Here is an 18,423-nt window from a genome sequence, read left to right on the forward strand (position 1 = left end):
CGCTATATAGTTTGGCGCTCATTTTCGAGACGCGTCACAAGGTTTGTTAAAGACATGGGTTTTGCATATAAATATCCCTGACAGACCTTAATTCCCATAGACACAAGAATTTGCTTTTGTTGTTCGGTTTCGACACCTTCAGCAATGACTTCAAAATTGAAAATGTCTGATAGACTTTTGACTGTCTTTACTACGCTTTGCGAAGCTTTTTCTGTAGCAAGAGAGTCTACAAATACCTTATCTAACTTAAGAGTCGTGGCTGGCAATTTTGTGATTACACCGAGTGAAGAGTAACCAGTACCAAAATCATCAATTGCTACTTTTACACCATTTTGTAACAGTGTATTTATGATTGGTTCAATCATCGAATAATCGTCCATTAATTCTGTTTCGGTAACTTCTATTTCGATACTGTTGTTCGGTGCTTTGGTTTCTTTGATGAGGTCAATTAGCCGAGAAGTAAATTTCTGATTAATTAAATCACTGTAGGTTACGTTAAAAGATAAAGAGCAGGGCAGCTGTTTACTTAAGAGTAGCTTAACTGCATCAAACGTTTTCTCCATTACCAACTGATCTAGTGGAGTTATCAAGCCAGAATCCTGAGCAAGTGGTATGAATTGATCGGGCTTTAGCTGTAGGTTATTGTCTAAATTCCACCTTACTAACGCTTCGGCACCGACCGTGGTATTAGTATGTGTATCAATTTTGGGTTGAAAAACTAAGTGGATACCACTATTACTTTTTATGGCGTCATTAAGTTGGTGTAAAAGAATTTGGCGTTCAGAGGTCTTGTTAATTAACTCTTTGTCGAAAACATCTTGCTTGGCACCTTGAACATGCATGTCTAGCAGACCAATTTCGATAGCGTTGATTATATCTGAGCTGCTCAATTCGGTTAATGAATCTAATTTAACTGTTAAAGCCGTCATTGATACATGATGCTGGAAATCGCCATTATCAATGAACAACTCATCAATGGAAGTTACATCACTCGTTTTAAAACTTTGCGAATCAAACATTAAAACAAAAGTATCCTGACTTACTAGAGTCACCGCATAGCTTTGCTTAAACCGATCTTTAATGGTTATCGTCATTTCATTTAATAAGCGATTTATGTTGTCTGTACCTAAACATAGTTCTAGAGAAGGGAATTCGTTAATCTTTAGGGCTAAAAGCACGACTTCGGAACGGTCTTTGTGGTTAAAGCTGTCGAGTTCTCTAGCCAGCCAGTTTTGATTTGGTAACTGGGTTCTTACGTCATAGTATGCTAAGAAAGAAAGCTTATTCATCAACGCAAGATTTGCGAAACGAGTGCTGATGTTGTCACTAAATACATTCAATAAGTTGATATGCTGCTGTTTTATTTGGCTATTTGTTCGCACTATAAATAAATAAGATGCTTTGTCGTATTCTTTGGTACTAAAAAACAATATGTTCCATCTTCCATCAAATTGATGTTGTTTTGTGCTTTTTACTTTATCAACCAAACCTAAAACCGTATTGTAATCTTCTTTTTCTAGTGTCGTTAGGTAATCATTTAACGCTTTATTATTGAGAGAAATATAAGTACTGGTTGTTGCCAGAATTTGAAAGGTTTCTGGAGTGTTTGCATCGTTAAAATTCACACAAACTATACCGTCTGTTTCATCAATTTGTATGACACGGCTAATTTCATTTAGCACGGTTGAAGTAAAACTTTGCAGGTCATTACTACGTGTGATTGAGCGTGACGCATCAACAATTATTTGCAAACCACGTTTGGCAATATACAACTGATTGAGCGTATCCCAGTTCCGTATATTGGCAATTATTAAGCTTTTTAGTTTTTCAGAGGTTAAGTCAACCTTGTTCCAATATTCGTCAATATCATAGTTGGCCATAATATCTTTTTGAGGCGCTAAACTCGCTTGACCGGTTAATAAGATAATCCTAACTCTGTTGTCGTCAATAACGTCACGGATCGTGCTAACAAGTTTTAATCCAGCATCATCTTCCTCCATAACCACATCAAGTAGGATGACTGAAATGTCATTACGATTTGATAGAAAAGTTGACGCCTCGGTAGCGGATTGAGCCTTATGGAGTACAATAGGTCTGCCTTCAACCTCTAGGCCATTAAGGCAAAGCTCAAGAGTCTTCTGATAATCCGGATCATCCTCAACGCTTAAAACATGCCAAGGTTCCAATTGATTTTTTACTTTAGTTTTGTCTTCTGTAAAGGTAAATAAACCTTCGGCCATTTTGGGTTAACTCCAGTTATCACGGCGTCAAAAAGTTACAAATGTTGAGAGGCCAATTGTATTTGTTTAGCTTAAGAGACAGTACAGTAGTAAAAACGTATTTTCGCAACTGTAAATTCAATACCATACATTGATATGCACATAATATACATTATGTTAAATCAAGTATTGTAATACTTGTAAGATTAAACTCTGAGCCTTACTTTGAAGCTTCTACCCTCAGTCTATCCCTTAAACAAAAAAGGAAGCTTTCACTTCCTTTTCTTTGTATTCATTAGAAACTAAATAGCTAGTTAATGGATTTGTTTTAACGGCGATGCGTGTGCTGCTGCTCGGAAAATACTATTCATTAACATCACGTTTAGACCATCAAGATATGCGCGAGTTGTTGGTTCTTGCGTGTACGCAATGACCATACCTTTGCCCATTGGTTGGTGAATTAAAAACGGTTTGTAAGCCAACTGCTTTTTGCTTTCTTCCCATAAATATCCACTCGCCAACACTTTATCCTCCGAACTAAACCAAGCTAAGTTTTTACCCGAGTTTAATTTGATCGGCGTAAAAATGTCGCTGCCATAAGCAATACCCACAACGTTAGGCTTTATGCCCGCAGTTAGCCAATGTTCTTGGTCTACTTCGACGTTTGCTAACACGCCAGCGACAAAATCTGGATTTTTATCAAATTCTTCAGTCGCTACTTTTAACGTTTCTCGGTTTTTGATAACAACACCATCAACCAAGCCTGAGTCCGAATCTTTATAGACACTAGGGTTTTCATTAACGGCTCGTTCGCGTTGTACGTCTAAAATTGCATAATCTGGGTTTGACGCAAATTTTGTTGCACCAGCAAAAGTAATTAAAACTCCGCCATTTTTAACCCACTGTTTTAGGTTATCAGCTCCGCCCTTACCTAACGCGTTTTCATAATAACCGTGTGGTAGGATTAACACCTGATAATTACTTAAATCAGCATAGCGCAATACATTTGTGCGAATGGCTGTAACTGGATAATCGAATTGACGCTCGATAACAAAACGAGTGTGACCGGCACTAAGAGAACTGACAGGTTCGTCCCAAGCCATCGCGACACGTGGTGCAGTTAGCTCAGGCATTGAGCCACTACCTAAACTTGGGCCATCGGTGACCCAACTTGTATCAATTCCGATCACTTTCGCGCCAGTTTGTGCTGCAATTGAACTTATCACTGATGGTAAATCTTTTGAGTTTTGTCGCTTTTCAATAACAATACTACCAGCTGGAAAACGCTGCTTACCATCTAAAGTAAAGGACTTATCTGCGGTCTTTACAGTTAGCCCAGCCTTTAATGCATGAGTTAAAAAGCGGCCTGCGGCCATATCACCCCATGGAATAATGTAACCAACCTTGGCATTCAAATTTTCTACTTGCCCTTTGAGCTTTTGATCAGGTGTTACAAACGTGTACTTTACCTTAGGCACTGATTTACATGAATCAACATCAACACCAAACATTAATGGTAGTGACCAGCCGGTTACATCGTAAATTTCATCATTTAAATTACGAGCTCTACGACGTTCTTGCTCTTTGATAAACGCCTCAGACATGTTGACTTGCTCGGTCATCGTTGTTGTGACAAAACGACCTTTAGGTTGGGCCGAATCAATAAAATAAGTCCCAGTCGGGTAAGTATTACCGCACAGTTTAAAGGATTCTGTCGCTTGCTTAACTTCGACGTCGTGTTGGGCCATCAAAGTTGCTAGACGGTGGCTACCTGCCCTATTTAATTCATCGTTTAGAACATAGATACGCTCTTTGCCCTTACCCGATTCAATCGCGGTAACTTGATACTGATAGTAATCATTAAGAAGTTTTTTGCGGTGGTCTGCTACGCCTTCGGCTGTCGCAATTGACGCAACAAAATGACGTTGAACTGTATTGTCATAGGTCAGTAATTCACCCGTCGTTTTGGTATAGCGCTCTCCCCGTGAAGAAGACACTTCGTAGGTAGATGCCGACGCTCCATAAAAGGTAGGCCAGCTGTCACCATAACCTGGATAAAATGCATCAAAGATTTCTCGAGTAAAATAATCGTAACCATCTTGATCAAAATACTTGCCTATATTCGCACCTATGGTGTTCATATTTGCGACTTGAGTGTCGGTCATATGTGGATTAAATGGCTTAGCTGCCGGCGCAAAGTAATATGATTGATCACCGCCCATTTCGTGCAGGTCTATGACTACTAACGGTCTAAATTCATTTATTGCAGCGATACGGCCTTTGGTTTCTGGCTGAGTTACTGCCAACCAATCTCTGTTCATATCAAATAGATAGTGATTGCTACGACCACGCGGCCATGGTTCATTGTGCTCTGCACTTAAACGGTCTGAACTGTGTTCAAGTCCTACTGTTGCGTAATAACGCGACGTAAAACGAGTACGGCCATCTGGGTTTTGTAATGGATCGATAAAAACAACGGTGTTATCCAAGATTTTGTTCACTGTTTTATCATTTGATGCCGCCAATAAGTGGTAAGCAGTTCGCATAGCGGCATCTGTACCGCTGATTTCATTGCCGTGAACACTATAACCAAGCCAAACAGAAGATGGCATATTGTCGATTAATTCCTGTGCTTGTTTTTCGGTTGTTTTTCTAGGGTCAGAAAGTCGTTGCATGTTTTCTGCGAAGGAATCTAAATTATCTATGTTACTTTTATTACTGATAGCTACATAAATAAGACGACGGCCTTCCCAGGTCACACCATAATCAAATAACTTTACACGGTCAGGGGCCGCTAAGCTTAATGCTTCAAAATAACGGATCATATCACTGTGATTAGTAATCTTTGAGCCGGATGCATATCCAAGTACTTGTTGTACTGTAGGAATTTGGTTTGTGTATTCAGCCTGTACTGTTGAAGCTTGGACGATAGATGTGGCGGTCTCTGCGTGTATTAACGGAGTAGCTACAACGCTTGATACCATAAGCGCCGCACTTAAGGCGTTACGCAAATTGATCCTTTTTGTGTTTTTCATGTTTTTTCCTGTTTAAAAACAACCTGGGGTGAAACTAAAAGGTCATTACTTAAAGATCAAGCCTATTCCGTTGAATGAAAGGTTTTAAATCTTGTTTTAATGTAATCAAATCTTCAGTTACATAAGAAGCCATGGAGGTAAAGGGTGAGTCTTTTTCATTGTGTACCAAACAAGATGGCATTTGAGCATTATTCGCAGCTAACAAATCGTATTTATAGTCACCGACAAACAACATGTTTCGTGTATTTAGGTTCCAACTATTAGCAACATGAAGCAATGCACCGGGGTGTGGCTTAGCAGGAAAGTCTTCTCTGGTGATAAGAATGTCTGTGGACAGATTAGCTCTCTGCAATTTTAACCTTGCAGCCTCGAGGCAATTGCGAGTAATTATCCCAGTTGGTATATCTTGATGGTTTAAAAATTCAAACAGTTCAGTTAACCCATCGAATGGTTCGCTTAATTGAGCGTCAGCAACTTCGATATCGATTATTGTTTCATGGGCCTGCTCTCTTAAGTTCTCATCTAATGCTGACACATGAACTAATATATCGACGCCTTCCGGGCATCCGACTGCCCTGCGCATCTCTTTAAAGTTCATTGTACAAGACACGAGGGTGTTGTCTAAGTCAAACAACACACCACTTAATTTATTGTTTAGCAATTTTATTGTCATTTAGCCCACTTTATTGCTTAGCATTTTTATTACCTTAAACGTCGTAAAAGATACGACTGATCATCTAACATTGTATGAAAAACAACCATACAAACGTCGAAATAACCTAAAATAAATATTCCTATTAAGAAACTATTAATTTTGCCGATGTATTTCGTTAGTATCTATTTCCAAATAATAACAATAACTATAAACATTAAGGAAAAGCGGCTTTACCGTCATTAGGAAGAATTATGCAAAAAGCTGTACGACGCTCAATTTCTATTCAACTTAAACTCATCATCGCTCTAATTGCAGCAGTTGTTATCTCAACCAGTATTGTGAGTTACATTGGATACTCTAAAGCACAGTCCATCATGGTCTCAAGGATTGAACAATCTGAACTACCCAATTTATTACAACGCGTAAGGAATGCTATCGATGGTCAAACCGCTCGAATGTCTGCCCTTACCAAATCCATCGCGACCAACCCAATGATTTTGGACTGGGTTGAAAATGGCAATAACCAGGACGCTAAACTTTTAACTGAGTACCTCAACAATATAAAAACCAATAATGGCTACAGTAACGCTTCTTTTGCCAATCGAAAGACTGCGGAATATTGGAATCACGATGGCTTTTTAAGAGTTTTGAGACAAAACCAAGAAGATGGTTGGTTCTATGCATTTAGGGATAGTGGTGTCGCCGAGTCTGCCAGTATTTATACTTATCCCAACGGCAAAACAGATATTTTTGTAAATTACCAAAATCTTAACGGTAAAGGAGCCGCTGGGGTCGCAAAATCGTTCGACGACATGATTGATTATTTAGCAGGTTTTAAAATCGAGCAAACCGGTTTTGTGTATTTGGTAAATGGCGAGGGTCAGATTCAAGTTCATCCTGATAAAGAGAAAGTCGGCAAACTGTCATTAAACCAAGAGTATAAAGACCTAGACGCGTCTACTTTGCTTGCGAGACAAGATTTTGCGTTTCAACAAACAGAAGATTACGTAGTCGCTGCGAGTTATATTCCAAGCATGAAGTGGTACGTGGTTTCTCAAGTACCAACTGCTGAATTATATGCAGGCCTGGTAGAAAGCCGTAATCATATGATTTTTTGGTTCATCATCGTGGTAGGTATCCTGGCAGGTGTAAGCGTTTATATGTCAGGTTTATTGGTGAAGCCTATCAAAGAACTAGCCAAAGTCTTCCAAGATTTAGGTAAAGGTGAAGGCGACCTTACTATCCAAATTCATCATGACGCCAGAGATGAATTAGGCGTCGTAGTTGGTGGCTTCAATAAGTTTATCAGCAAACTTCAAAGCGTTATGATTGATGTCGCCAATACGTCAATTGACCTACGTCAAGCGGCTGAAATAGTTTCCTCATCGGCAAAGTCGTCAAGTAAGGCGGCAGAATTAGAACGGGATCAGTCGATTCATGCTGCTACTGCTGTTAATCAGATGGGCATTACCATTGGTGACATTGCGAAAAGCGCAAATATTGCTGCCGAAGCCACTCAAACGGCAAACGAAAAAGTAAATATTGCACATAACGTTGTCACAGATTCATCAAACTATATTGGTGAAATGGCATCGGGTATGGAGACGGTATCAAATACAATTGAATCATTGGCAGAAAAAAGTGTATCTATCAGTGGTGTCCTAGACGTTATTCGAGGAGTCTCTGAGCAAACCAATTTATTAGCGCTGAACGCTGCTATTGAAGCCGCTCGAGCGGGTGAACAAGGCAGAGGCTTTGCGGTCGTGGCTGATGAAGTTCGTAATCTAGCCAAAAGAACGAATGAATCGACTGACGAAATCGCTGCAATGATTACTCTACTTCAAACTGAGTCTGAAACTGCCGTTGCCGGCGTACAGCACAACAAAGATCTAGCTGCACGAAGCGCTGACGCTGCGACTAAGGCTAATGACGCTTTGAAGGATATCGTTGAACAGATCCACACTTTAGAAGACTTGAATACCCAAGTCGCTACAGCCACTGAAGAACAATTAACTGTGGTTCAAGAAATTAATGGCCATGTTAAACAAATCAGTGAAAATAGCGAAAAAGCCGCTGCCAATTCAACGAATATGGCTGATTCAAGTGAAGACCTTAAATTACTCGCTAAACAACTGGACGATTTAGTTAATTCATTTAAGGTTCGATAAAAAACAAACTGGCATGAAGTTAAACCATGCACTATTACTTAGCGTAACACTGTTTATAAATATTTAAATTTACAAAACAAAATCGTTAAGGAGTGTCATGTTTACCAATAAGCTTCATGCCGGTCAGCCCTTCCCTAATATTCAGGTTACGTTAGACTCAGGTAAAGATGTAACCCTAGGAAAACCACAAAATCCCGATGCAGATTGGCAGATGGTCGTCGTATATCGAGGCGCTCATTGTCCTATGTGCACCAAGTTCCTCAACGAATTAGAAGACTTCAAGTATTTACTCTTAGACATAGGTATAGACCTAATAGCAGTTTCAGCGGACCGCCCAGAACAATTAGAGTCGCACAAAAAAGATTTAAAAATCGGCTTTCCAATAGCCCACAGTCTAAGCCTTAAAGCTATGGACCAACTTGGTGTTTATCAGTCGGTACCGCGTAACGAGCACGAGACTGATCATGTTTTTTCAGAGCCTGCGCTCTTCGTCGTCAACGAAAACAACAACATTCAAGTTGTCGACTTAAGTAACAATCCATTTGCCCGACCAGAAGTGATTAAACTATATGAAGGTTTAAAATGGATTCGCGATCCAGAAAACAACTACCCAATCCGCGGTACACATCACGAACCTATCATTGAATAAAACATCTTTATAGTTGGTTGATATAAGCCTCTCGATTCCAGTAACTGTTAATTGGAATCGAGTCGACTTCACCATTTTCAAATAAGATGACTAAATTCCAGTTCATAACCGGCTCTGAACACATTCCCAAAAACAGCTGACCTTCTGTACGTATTGTATGCTGGTTACTTTCTATTTCCTTTTGTTTAAGTAACGGAATAGGAATTATCCCCATGTTCATGTTTAAAGGAATTAATTTCGCTTCTTTTAGGCGTAAGTTTGACTCAATTGTGATCGTTTCAATACGTTCAACCATAATAAATTCTGAGCTCAAAAAAACCTTGGCGTGAGGGCTGGAAAGAGTAAGACAGTTTGTCTGGTTAGATTGACAGTCGTCCATTAAACGTGTGTTTTCTCGGTCACTACAAGCTGAAATAAAAAGCAAAAAACCACTGATTAAACAAAATAATGGAACGAATGATGTTTTTTTAAGCACTTGAATTCTCTAATTGTTGATCTGGGACAATATAATGCCGTTGTTCGCTGTTATTTTATTCTCAAAGTCTTTATTATGCACCCCGCGCCAAAGTCTTTAATTGGAGTTTTTGGATAATTTAATTCAAAAGTTTCAAATAGAGTCTAAAATTTAGAACTTTAAAACAACATTTTTCACGGGTAAGTGGAACCACATTATGACAACAACAAACATTGCTCACCCAGAGTACAACTACAAGGTTGTTAAGCAATTTGCTTTAACGACTGTATTGTGGGGTATCGTTGGTATGAGCGTGGGCGTTTTGATTGCTGCGCAATTAATTTGGCCTGCTCTAAACTTTGATACGCCTTGGCTTACGTTCTCACGTTTGCGTCCTTTGCACACTAATGCCGTAATCTTTGCATTCGGTACAAGTGCACTCTTCGCTACTTCTTATTACGTGGTACAACGTACATGTAAAGTAAGACTTATCAGCGACAAACTTGCTGCATTCACATTCTGGGGATGGCAAGCGATTATTTTGTCAGCGGTCATTACTCTTCCAATGGGTTTGACTACATCAAAAGAATACGCTGAACTAGAGTGGCCAATTGACATCGCTATTGCGATTGTTTGGTTAGCTTACGCGTACGTTTTCATCGGCACCTTAACGATCCGTAAAACCAGCCACATTTACGTAGCAAACTGGTTCTATGCTGGTTTCATCATCACGGTTGCAATCCTTCACATCGTTAACAGCCAAGCAATTGCAGTTAATGGCTTTAAGTCATACTCAATTTACTCTGGTGCAGTCGATGCAATGATTCAATGGTGGTACGGTCATAACGCGGTTGGTTTCCTACTTACTGCTGGCTTCTTAGGTATGATGTATTACTTCGTTCCTAAACAAGCAGAACGTCCGGTTTATTCTTACCGTTTATCAGTAGTTCACTTTTGGGCGTTAGTTTCATTATACATCTGGGCTGGTCCTCACCACTTACATTACACTGCACTTCCTGACTGGACACAGTCATTGGGTATGGTTATGTCGGTGATTCTATTTATCCCTTCTTGGGGTGGTATGATCAACGGTATCATGACGTTATCTGGTGCGTGGCATAAGCTTAAAACCGACCCAGTATTGCGTTTCTTAATCGTTTCTCTATCGTTCTACGGTATGTCTACGTTTGAAGGCCCAATGATGGCAATCAAATCAGTAAATGCGCTTTCGCATTATACAGACTGGACTATCGGCCACGTTCACTCTGGTGCACTTGGTTGGGTTGCGATGATTTCTATCGGTGCGTTGTATCACTTGATTCCTCGTCTATATGGTAAGACTCAAATGTTATACGGCAACCTTGTTAATACACACTTCTGGTTACACACAGTTGGTGTCGTACTTTACATCGTTGCGATGTGGTTCTCGGGTGTTACTCAAGGCTTAATGTGGCGTGCAGTAAACGCTGACGGTACATTGACTTACAGCTTTGTTCAGAGCTTAGAAGCGTCTTACCCTTACTACTTCGTACGTTTCTTAGGTGGTGTGTTCATTGTTGCAGGTATGTTAGTTATGGCATACAACACGTACAAAACTGTACGTCATGCAAAACAACACCCTGAAGCAGCACAACCTCAAGTAGCATAAGGAGACGATTTACCATGGCAACGAATCATCACGAAAAGATCGAAAAAAGCGTACCGCTTCTTGCTATCTTTACTGTCATTGCAATCAGTTTTGGTGCATTAGTAGAAATCACTCCGCTAATGTTCCAAAAGGACACTACACAACCAATTGCTAACTTGCGTGCACTAACGCCGCTGGAAATGGAAGGTCGTGACATTTACATCCGCGAAGGTTGTAACAACTGTCACAGCCAAATGATCCGCCCTTTCCGCGCTGAAGTTGAACGTTACGGTCATTACTCAGTTGCGGGCGAGTCAGTTTGGGATCACCCATTCCTTTGGGGTTCTAAGCGTACTGGTCCTGACCTAGCTCGTGTTGGTCAACGATACAGTGACGATTGGCACCGTGTACACCTAATTAACCCACGTGATGTGGTACCTCAATCTAATATGCCAGGTTTCCCTTGGTTAGAAGAGAACACGTTAACAGGTGAATACACAGCAAAGAAATTAGAAGTGTTTAACCGTTTAACTGAAGGTAAAACTCATAAAGATGAAAATGGAAACTACATTCCACTTTATTCTGCAGAGGACATTGCTGGAGCAAAAGCGGCTGTCGAAGGTAAAACAGAAATGGAAGCATTGATTGCTTACCTTCAACAACTAGGTACACACCTTAAGTAGGCGTTATGGACTACGGAACGTACCGCGGAATTTACACTTTAATTTTATTGATACTATTTTTGGGTATCGTTTATTGGGCGTACAAGAAAAGTTCAAAAAAGGACTTTGATAAGATTGCAGAATCTATTCTTGACGACGAAGACGTAAACGGTACACCACATAAGAAGGAGTCATCTAATGGTAATGACTAGTTTTTGGAGTTGGTGGGTAATTATCCTTACCGTCTTCTCAATCGTTGCGTGTTTTTGGATCATCACGGTTAACCTTAAAAACTACACTCACGTAGGCGAAGGTGAATCAATGGGTCATGAGTTCGACGGAATCGAAGAACTTAATAACCCGCTACCAAAATGGTGGACATACACGTTTTACTTAATTCTTGTTTGGTCTGTAGGTTACTTAGCGGCGATGCCTGGTCTAGGTAACTGGGAAGGTTTCTTGGGGTGGAAGAGCTCAAACCAAGGTATCACTACCCTAGCAGAATCAAAACGTTTGTCAGAAAAAGCAAAAGCGGAAGGCTTATTGGTTCAGTTAGACCAAGAAGTGAAGCGCGCAGACGAAACATTCGGTCCGGTATTTAAAGCACTAGCTGAAAAGCCACTTATGGACCTAGCCTACGATGAAGAAGGCTTTAAAGTTGGTCAGCGTTTATACCTACAAAACTGTGCTCTATGTCACGGCTCAGATGCACGTGGTTCTGAAGGTTTTCCTAACTTACGCGACAACGATTGGTTATATGGCGGCGAGCCAGAGACTATCGTAGAGACCTTGTTATACGGCCGTAAGGCTCAAATGCCTGGCTGGGAAGCAGCATTAGGCGAACAAGGAATCCAAGAAATGACTGAGTACGTATTGCGTTTAGCAGGTCGTAAAGTAAACGACAAACTTGCAGATGCAGGTCAAGCTAAATTTGCAATGTGTGCAGCGTGTCACGGCCCGGATGGTAAAGGCTCTTTAGCTCATAACCTGCCATTTGGTGCACCTAACCTAACTGACAACATTTGGTTGTACGGTGGTTCACGCAAAGCCGTTGAAGAGACGCTTCGTTATGGCCGTAATGGTGTAATGCCAGCTTGGAAAGATGTACTCGGTGAAGACAAAGTACGTGTTATTTCAGCATATATTTACAACATTTCGCACCCTGATAAATAAAATTAGGGTAAAATAAAAAGCCTCTTCGGAGGCTTTTTTTATATCTGTCCAGTTAATACTCATCCAATTGAGTAGAGGTAATCAAATAAATGAACGAAAATGCACAGCCTTGGTACAAACACCCTTGGGTTTGGTTTGTCATCGCCCTACCCGTTATGTCTTTAGTAGGTGGTATTGCCATGATTACTATTACAAGTAGTAATCAGCCAGAAATCATCGTTGACGATTATTATAAAAAAGGTAAAGCGATTAACCAGGAACTTACTTTATACAAAGCCTTCGCAGATAGCGGTATTGATTTGAAAGTTAGACTTAACAATAATCGCTTTGAAATCCAATCGAGTGAGTCATTAACTGCGCTTAAAATTTCTTTGATTCACTCTACTCAAGGTAAGCGTGACTTAGAGTTTACGGTTACAGCTGCTTCTAACGGCATTTACGGCAAAACATTAGAAGATTTTGCACCTGGAAGTTGGAGTCTATTTATCCAACCAATGGATGACAGCTGGAAAGTGAAACAAAAAGTGGCGCTTCCTTCTACCGAATGGATTGAAATTAAAGCGTAAGTTGGACTTACCTACTAATAAACAAAAAAGATAAAAGTATCCTAAAGGGTTTTTCATTGAATCGTTGTTTTCATTGTGGGAGTGACTTCCCAAAAGACTTTGACGTAATTTGGGCCGTCACGCCTAAACAAAAAGAGCCAGTTTGTTGTCTTGGTTGTAAAGGCGTAACCGAACACATTTACAGCAATGGATTGGGTAGTTATTACGAGTTTCGCTCGGAATTAGCAGCAAAGCCAGAACACAATAACGCCAACTCCCAGTTCGCAATGTACGACGATACTGACTACGTTCAACTTATTGCAAATGAATTACCAAATAATCAGTTTGAAATAACCCTTTCTTTAGACAATATTCATTGCGCTGCGTGTGCCTGGTTGATTGAACAAGCCGTGCAACCGATAAATGGTTTGGTAAAAGTTAATGTAAATACCGTCAATCAACGCGCAACCATCGTTTGGGATAATAAGCTCGCCAAGTTATCGGAAATCTTCTCTAGGTTAAATCAAATTGGATATCCGGCAACGCCTTTCAAAGTTTCATCTACAGAAACCAACATAAAAAAACAAGAAAAAGAATACGTTAAGCGATTAGGTGTCGCGGGCATTTTTACCATGCAGGTTATGATGATTGCCGTGGCGATGTATTTTGGTGCGTTCACCAATATGGAGCCTCACCAGTTTGGTTACTTCAAATGGGTCAGCTTAGCCCTCTCAATACCTGTTATTTTTTACTCTGCAGTGCCTTTTTTAACCGGTGCTATTACTGCATTAAAAGCAAAGCGACTTAATATGGACGTACCTGTAAGTGTTGCTATTTATGGCGCGTTTACAGCTAGTTTTTACCAGTTAGTAACAACAGAACTTACCGACCCAAAAGGCGAAGTGTTTTTTGAAAGCATTTCAATGTTTACCTTTTTACTCTTAATCGGAAAGTATTTGGAGTTTAGGGCAAAATCCAAAGCAATACTGTCAAACGTTAATTTGACCTCTACATTACCCATAACGTCAACAATAATAAGCGCAGACAATACGGAAAAACAAAAGTTATTAAAAGACATAAAAGTTGATGATTTGGTGCTGGTTAAAGCAGGTCAACAAATACCCGTAGATGGCGTGATTGTTGAGGGTCAGACGTTAGTTTCAGAATCACTTTTAACTGGTGAATTTGATCCTCAAGTTAAATCCGTTGGCGATCATGTCATGGCCGGAAGCACCAATACTGACGGCCTTATCAAGGTTAAAACGACCGCAATTGGTGCAGAAACAACCCTAGCAAACATAAATAAAATGCAACAGTCATTTGCTGACTTTAAACCCAAATACAGTTTGTTAGCCGACAAAATTGCTCATTGGTTTGTACTGGCACAGTTAGTGATTTCGACCCTGACTTATGTAGGGTGGTACTTTGTTTCTCCTGATGACGCCCTTTGGATCTCTCTCGCCGTGTTGGTAGCCACCTGCCCTTGTGCTTTGAGTCTTGCAACACCGACCGCTTATACATGTGTACTATCTACGTTGAGTAAAAATGGTATTTTGATCAAAGATTCAGAGTCCTTTGACCGCATTAATACCATTAACCGCGTTGGTTTTGACAAAACCGGAACCCTAACTAACGGACAATTCTCGATTGAAAAAGAGCTGTGGTACGAGGAAAACCTCAAAGGACTATCTCTATCAAAAACCGAATTACAGCTGCTAATCGTTCAGTTAGAAAAGCTTAGTGAGCATCCAATCGCCAAGGCGTTTAACCATAAGCATTGGCCACACATCCAATCGACATCGTTACCTATCCAAATCAATAACCCTAAGATAATTGTAGGTAATGGCATTACTGCTGAAATTACCCTACCTTCTGGTGACCTAGTTGATTTGGCTATTGGAAACGCACAGCATTGTAAAACTACGCACACTGGCGCTAATGTTTACGTCTCAATTATAAAAGAACAACAAAGCATACCGATAGCCGAGTTTAATTTGGCTGATCAAGTGAAAAACGGTACGACGACCTTACTGCAATATCTACGTAGCTTAAATCTTAAGTTGGTAATGTTAACCGGTGACAAAAGTGAAAACGTAGCAAAGACTGCAAGCGAACTTAAATTAGATGACGTACACCTTGGTTGTAAGCCGGAACAAAAAGCGGCTTTAGTTCAAAGTTATCAAAATAATGGTGATGCGGTGATGATGTTTGGCGACGGCGTTAATGACGCACCTGTATTTGCTGCTGCGGATGTGAGTGTTGCAATGGGAAGCGGCGCAGACATAAGTAAACAATCAGCAAGTATTATTATTGTTAAAGACCAACTTCATACCGTCAGTAAACTGTTTGAGTACGCACACAAGACAAAACGCATTATTAAACAAAACCTTTTGTGGTCTTTGATATACAATATTTCTATATTGCCAGTGGCGATGCTAGGTTTTGTGCCACCTTACATCGCGGTGATCGGTATGTCGGCTAGTTCGATAATTGTCGTGACCAACTCTTTAAGGCTTTTAAAGTAGGATAAATCAGTGAGTATTATTTATTACTTAATTCCCATCGCCATTGTATTTGTGATCATAGGTGTATACGCGTTTTTTTGGGCTACAAAATCAGAGCAATTTGAAGATCTCGAAAAACAAGGCTTATCCATATTAATGGATGACGATATGCCAAAAAAGGAAACAGCAAAACCAGCCGAAAATAATACCGACAATCAATCTACCAAAAATGGGCGTGTTTAATGCTCATTAGCACAGCGTTTTTTATGGGCTTGTTTGGCCTAGTCCATTGTTTAACTATGTGTGGTTCGCTCTCAATGGCACTTGGCTTCTCAATCCCAAGAGAAAAATCAATTTTGCGCTACACCACATACATTAGTTTTGGGCGTATTAGTGGTTACGCCTTAATTGGCTGCATCGCAAACTACTTTTCACAAGGTATCATTTCTTTAAGCGGTGGAAATGTGTTGTACCTAAATGTTTTCGCTAGTTTGTTGATGTTTGGCATTAGTTTACACATCTGTAACGTTTCGAATGCCGTATTAAACATAGAAAAAATCGGCGTTTGGGTTAACAAGTCATTAGAGCCGATAAAAAAACGTTTATTGCCCATTGATAGTGTATTCAAATGTTTGATGTATGGGCTGTTTTGGGGATTTTTACCGTGTGGTCTGGTCTATACCGCTTTAAGCTTAGCCTTGGTTGCTCCCTCACCATTACACGGGGGTGCCGTCATGTTTATGTTTGGTATCGCTACTCTTCCTGCACTAATTGGTATGACAAGTCTGAATAATAAATTGGCTATTTACATAAAGCAGAAGAAAATTAGAACTGTGTTTGGTATGTTTATCATTCTGATGGCATCATATCAGTTGTATACAACCTGGTTAAAATTACAAGGACTTGAATAATGACTCAATTAAGAAGCAAGAATCAATGTGGTCAGTTTTCTATAAGCTGTTCAAATTGTAATTTAAACCAGCTGTGTTTGCCTTTTTCGTTAAACAATGAAGAGTTAACCCGACTTGATGATTTGATTGAGCGAAAGAAACCCTATCAAAAAAACCAATATCTATTTGAGGCCAAGCAACCTCTACGTGCTCTCTATGCCGTCAGGTCAGGTAGTTTCAAATCCTTTTTAATTGATGAAAACGGTACCGAACAAATTACGGGTTTCCATCTACCGGGAGACATTATCGGTTTTGATGGAATCGCAGATCAAAGTTATAAAACATATTCTCAGGCATTAGAAACCTCAATGGTTTGTGAGATCCCATTTAATACCATTGACAACCTTTCAAGCTCGATGCCGAGCTTACGCCAACAAGTTCAAAGATTAATGAGTAATGAAATATCTGCCGACCAATCTATGTTTATGTTACTTAGTAAGAAAACCGCCGAGCAGCGAATTTGTACATTTTTAGTCTCTTTGTCGAAGCGGTTCGACGAGCGTAACTTGTCAGCAACAATATTTAGATTGACCATGACTCGTGCCGAGATCGGTAACTATTTGGGTCTTACCGTTGAGACAGTGAGCAGAATCATCAGTAAGTTGCAAAAAAAGGAATTGATCAATTTAGATGGTAAATTCGTCGAAATCTTAAACGTCGATGGATTGAAGCAACTCGCTTAGTACCTTGTAGAAAATATTCGATAGTATTGATTTTCTGACAAAAAGATTGATTTAGTTCAATAAAAACTCATTCAAATCCCTTTAGTCTGTTCTACACTAAATGTAGAAAAGGCAAAAAAAAGGGATTGTCATGAATACTTTCAATAAATTACTAGTTGTAGTTGACCCAACTGAAGAAGAGCAAAAAGCGTTATTACGCGCTATCGAACTCGCCAAAAAATCTCCCGTTACCCTCACCTTATTTTTGTCTATTTATGACTTTTCTTATGAAATGACAACAATGTTATCGGCTGATGAACGCGATGCCATGAAACAAGCTGTTATTGGTGATCGTACACTTTGGCTAGAAGAACTTATTGCCCAGCAAGACCTAAAGGCCACCCCGATTGATTACAAAGTCGTTTGGCACAACCGCCCATACGAAAGCATTATAAAAGAAGTCTTATTTAACAAATATGACCTCGTTATCAAAGGTACTCATGCGCACGACACTTTAAAGTCAGTCATCTTCACGCCTACTGATTGGCACCTACTACGTAAATGCCCGGTACCTGTGTTATTAGTCAAAGAACACGCTTGGCCAGAGCACGGCAAAATTTTAGCTGCAGTTTCTGCCGGAACCGATGATTCAGAGCACAAAAACTTAAATACCCAAATCACTCAATATGCCAATTACATGGCAAAACTGCTTCATTCCGAGCCACACTTGGTAAACGCATACCCGCCTACACCAGTGAATATAGCAGTTGAGATCCCAGAGTTTGATCCACAAGAATACAATTCGTCGATGAGACAACATCACACAGAAAGCTTGGCCAAACTCGCCTCAGAAAATGACATTGTTTCGTCGCACTGTCATGTACTTGAAGGGATGCCAGAGGACGTTATACCGCGTCTCGCGCAAGAAATGGACGCCGAATTAATCGTAATCGGTACCGTGGGTCGACAAGGCATTAGCGCCGCTTTGATTGGTAATACAGCCGAACACGTCATTGATAATGTTGAGTGTGACTTATTAGCTGTCAAGCCTGACGACTTTGAGTGCCCTATTAAAATCTAACAAATGTCTCGTTGCTGAATTTGTTGTTTAAATAACATC

At 40.1% G+C, this 18,423-nt stretch carries 16 protein-coding genes; 12 read left to right on the forward strand and 4 right to left on the reverse strand.

The window, feature by feature from the left end:
* Positions 1 to 2 precede the first annotated feature (2 nt).
* From J1N51_RS01820 to J1N51_RS01830, 3 genes are all read right to left on the reverse strand, one after another.
* Positions 3 to 2,240, reverse strand: coding sequence for an EAL domain-containing protein (locus J1N51_RS01820; protein ID WP_208832302.1), 2,238 nt, complete (start codon positions 2,238 to 2,240; stop codon positions 3 to 5).
* Between the two features lie 293 nt (positions 2,241 to 2,533).
* The gene (locus J1N51_RS01825; protein WP_232842837.1) at positions 2,534 to 5,254 is read right to left on the reverse strand and encodes a M14 family metallopeptidase; all 2,721 of its coding nucleotides are present in this window, start codon (positions 5,252 to 5,254) and stop codon (positions 2,534 to 2,536) included.
* A gap of 49 nt (positions 5,255 to 5,303) precedes the next feature.
* Complete coding sequence (locus J1N51_RS01830; protein WP_208832303.1) at positions 5,304 to 5,927, reverse strand: HAD family hydrolase; 624 nt, start codon at positions 5,925 to 5,927, stop codon at positions 5,304 to 5,306.
* 233 nt (positions 5,928 to 6,160) lie between these two features.
* Between J1N51_RS01830 and J1N51_RS01835 the strand changes: the two genes are divergently transcribed.
* Complete coding sequence (locus J1N51_RS01835; RefSeq protein ID WP_208832304.1) at positions 6,161 to 8,077, forward strand: methyl-accepting chemotaxis protein; 1,917 nt, start codon at positions 6,161 to 6,163, stop codon at positions 8,075 to 8,077.
* Positions 8,078 to 8,174: 97 nt separating this feature from the next.
* Complete coding sequence (locus tag J1N51_RS01840) at positions 8,175 to 8,726, forward strand: redoxin domain-containing protein (protein ID WP_208832305.1); 552 nt, start codon at positions 8,175 to 8,177, stop codon at positions 8,724 to 8,726.
* Between the two features lie 7 nt (positions 8,727 to 8,733).
* On the opposite strand, the gene J1N51_RS01845 is transcribed toward J1N51_RS01840, so the two are convergent.
* On the reverse strand, positions 8,734 to 9,021 hold the full coding sequence (locus J1N51_RS01845; protein WP_208832306.1) for a hypothetical protein: 288 nt from the start codon (positions 9,019 to 9,021) through the stop codon (positions 8,734 to 8,736).
* 376 nt (positions 9,022 to 9,397) lie between these two features.
* Between J1N51_RS01845 and ccoN the strand changes: the two genes are divergently transcribed.
* The 10 genes from ccoN to uspE all read left to right on the forward strand — a co-directional run bounded on the left by ccoN (position 9,398) and on the right by uspE (position 18,384).
* Positions 9,398 to 10,828 carry a cytochrome-c oxidase, cbb3-type subunit I gene (gene ccoN, locus J1N51_RS01850; protein WP_208832307.1) on the forward strand — a complete coding sequence of 477 codons (1,431 nt, stop codon included), beginning with the start codon at positions 9,398 to 9,400 and terminating at the stop codon, positions 10,826 to 10,828.
* 14 nt (positions 10,829 to 10,842) lie between these two features.
* A complete protein-coding gene (gene ccoO / locus J1N51_RS01855) occupies positions 10,843 to 11,490 on the forward strand; it encodes a cytochrome-c oxidase, cbb3-type subunit II (protein WP_208832308.1) in 648 nt (215 codons plus the stop codon).
* A 5-nt stretch (positions 11,491 to 11,495) separates the two neighbouring features.
* The gene (locus J1N51_RS01860; protein ID WP_208832309.1) at positions 11,496 to 11,681 is read left to right on the forward strand and encodes a CcoQ/FixQ family Cbb3-type cytochrome c oxidase assembly chaperone; all 186 of its coding nucleotides are present in this window, start codon (positions 11,496 to 11,498) and stop codon (positions 11,679 to 11,681) included.
* Positions 11,674 to 12,642 carry a cytochrome-c oxidase, cbb3-type subunit III gene (gene ccoP / locus J1N51_RS01865; protein ID WP_208833286.1) on the forward strand — a complete coding sequence of 323 codons (969 nt, stop codon included), beginning with the start codon at positions 11,674 to 11,676 and terminating at the stop codon, positions 12,640 to 12,642. Before J1N51_RS01860 ends, ccoP begins: the two co-directional genes overlap by 8 nt.
* Positions 12,643 to 12,731: 89 nt before the next feature.
* The gene (locus J1N51_RS01870) at positions 12,732 to 13,208 is read left to right on the forward strand and encodes a FixH family protein (protein WP_208832310.1); all 477 of its coding nucleotides are present in this window, start codon (positions 12,732 to 12,734) and stop codon (positions 13,206 to 13,208) included.
* A gap of 56 nt (positions 13,209 to 13,264) precedes the next feature.
* Positions 13,265 to 15,712 (forward strand): heavy metal translocating P-type ATPase, encoded by a 2,448-nt coding sequence (locus J1N51_RS01875; protein WP_208832311.1) that lies wholly within the window; start codon positions 13,265 to 13,267, stop codon positions 15,710 to 15,712.
* 9 nt (positions 15,713 to 15,721) lie between these two features.
* Positions 15,722 to 15,934, forward strand: a complete 213-nt coding sequence (ccoS, locus tag J1N51_RS01880) for a cbb3-type cytochrome oxidase assembly protein CcoS (RefSeq protein ID WP_208832312.1) — start codon at positions 15,722 to 15,724, stop codon at positions 15,932 to 15,934.
* A complete protein-coding gene (locus J1N51_RS01885; RefSeq protein ID WP_208832313.1) occupies positions 15,934 to 16,602 on the forward strand; it encodes a sulfite exporter TauE/SafE family protein in 669 nt (222 codons plus the stop codon). The genes ccoS and J1N51_RS01885 overlap by 1 nt, the downstream gene beginning before the upstream one ends.
* Positions 16,602 to 17,324 (forward strand): fumarate/nitrate reduction transcriptional regulator Fnr, encoded by a 723-nt coding sequence (fnr, locus tag J1N51_RS01890; protein ID WP_208832314.1) that lies wholly within the window; start codon positions 16,602 to 16,604, stop codon positions 17,322 to 17,324. The genes J1N51_RS01885 and fnr overlap by 1 nt, the downstream gene beginning before the upstream one ends.
* Positions 17,325 to 17,454: 130 nt before the next feature.
* The gene (gene uspE / locus J1N51_RS01895) at positions 17,455 to 18,384 is read left to right on the forward strand and encodes a universal stress protein UspE (protein WP_208832315.1); all 930 of its coding nucleotides are present in this window, start codon (positions 17,455 to 17,457) and stop codon (positions 18,382 to 18,384) included.
* The last annotated feature ends 39 nt before the right edge of the window (positions 18,385 to 18,423 follow it).

Origin of the sequence: Psychrosphaera ytuae, assembly GCF_017638545.1 — a bacterium.
In the GTDB taxonomy this organism is placed as follows: Bacteria; Pseudomonadota; Gammaproteobacteria; order Enterobacterales; family Alteromonadaceae; genus Psychrosphaera; species Psychrosphaera ytuae.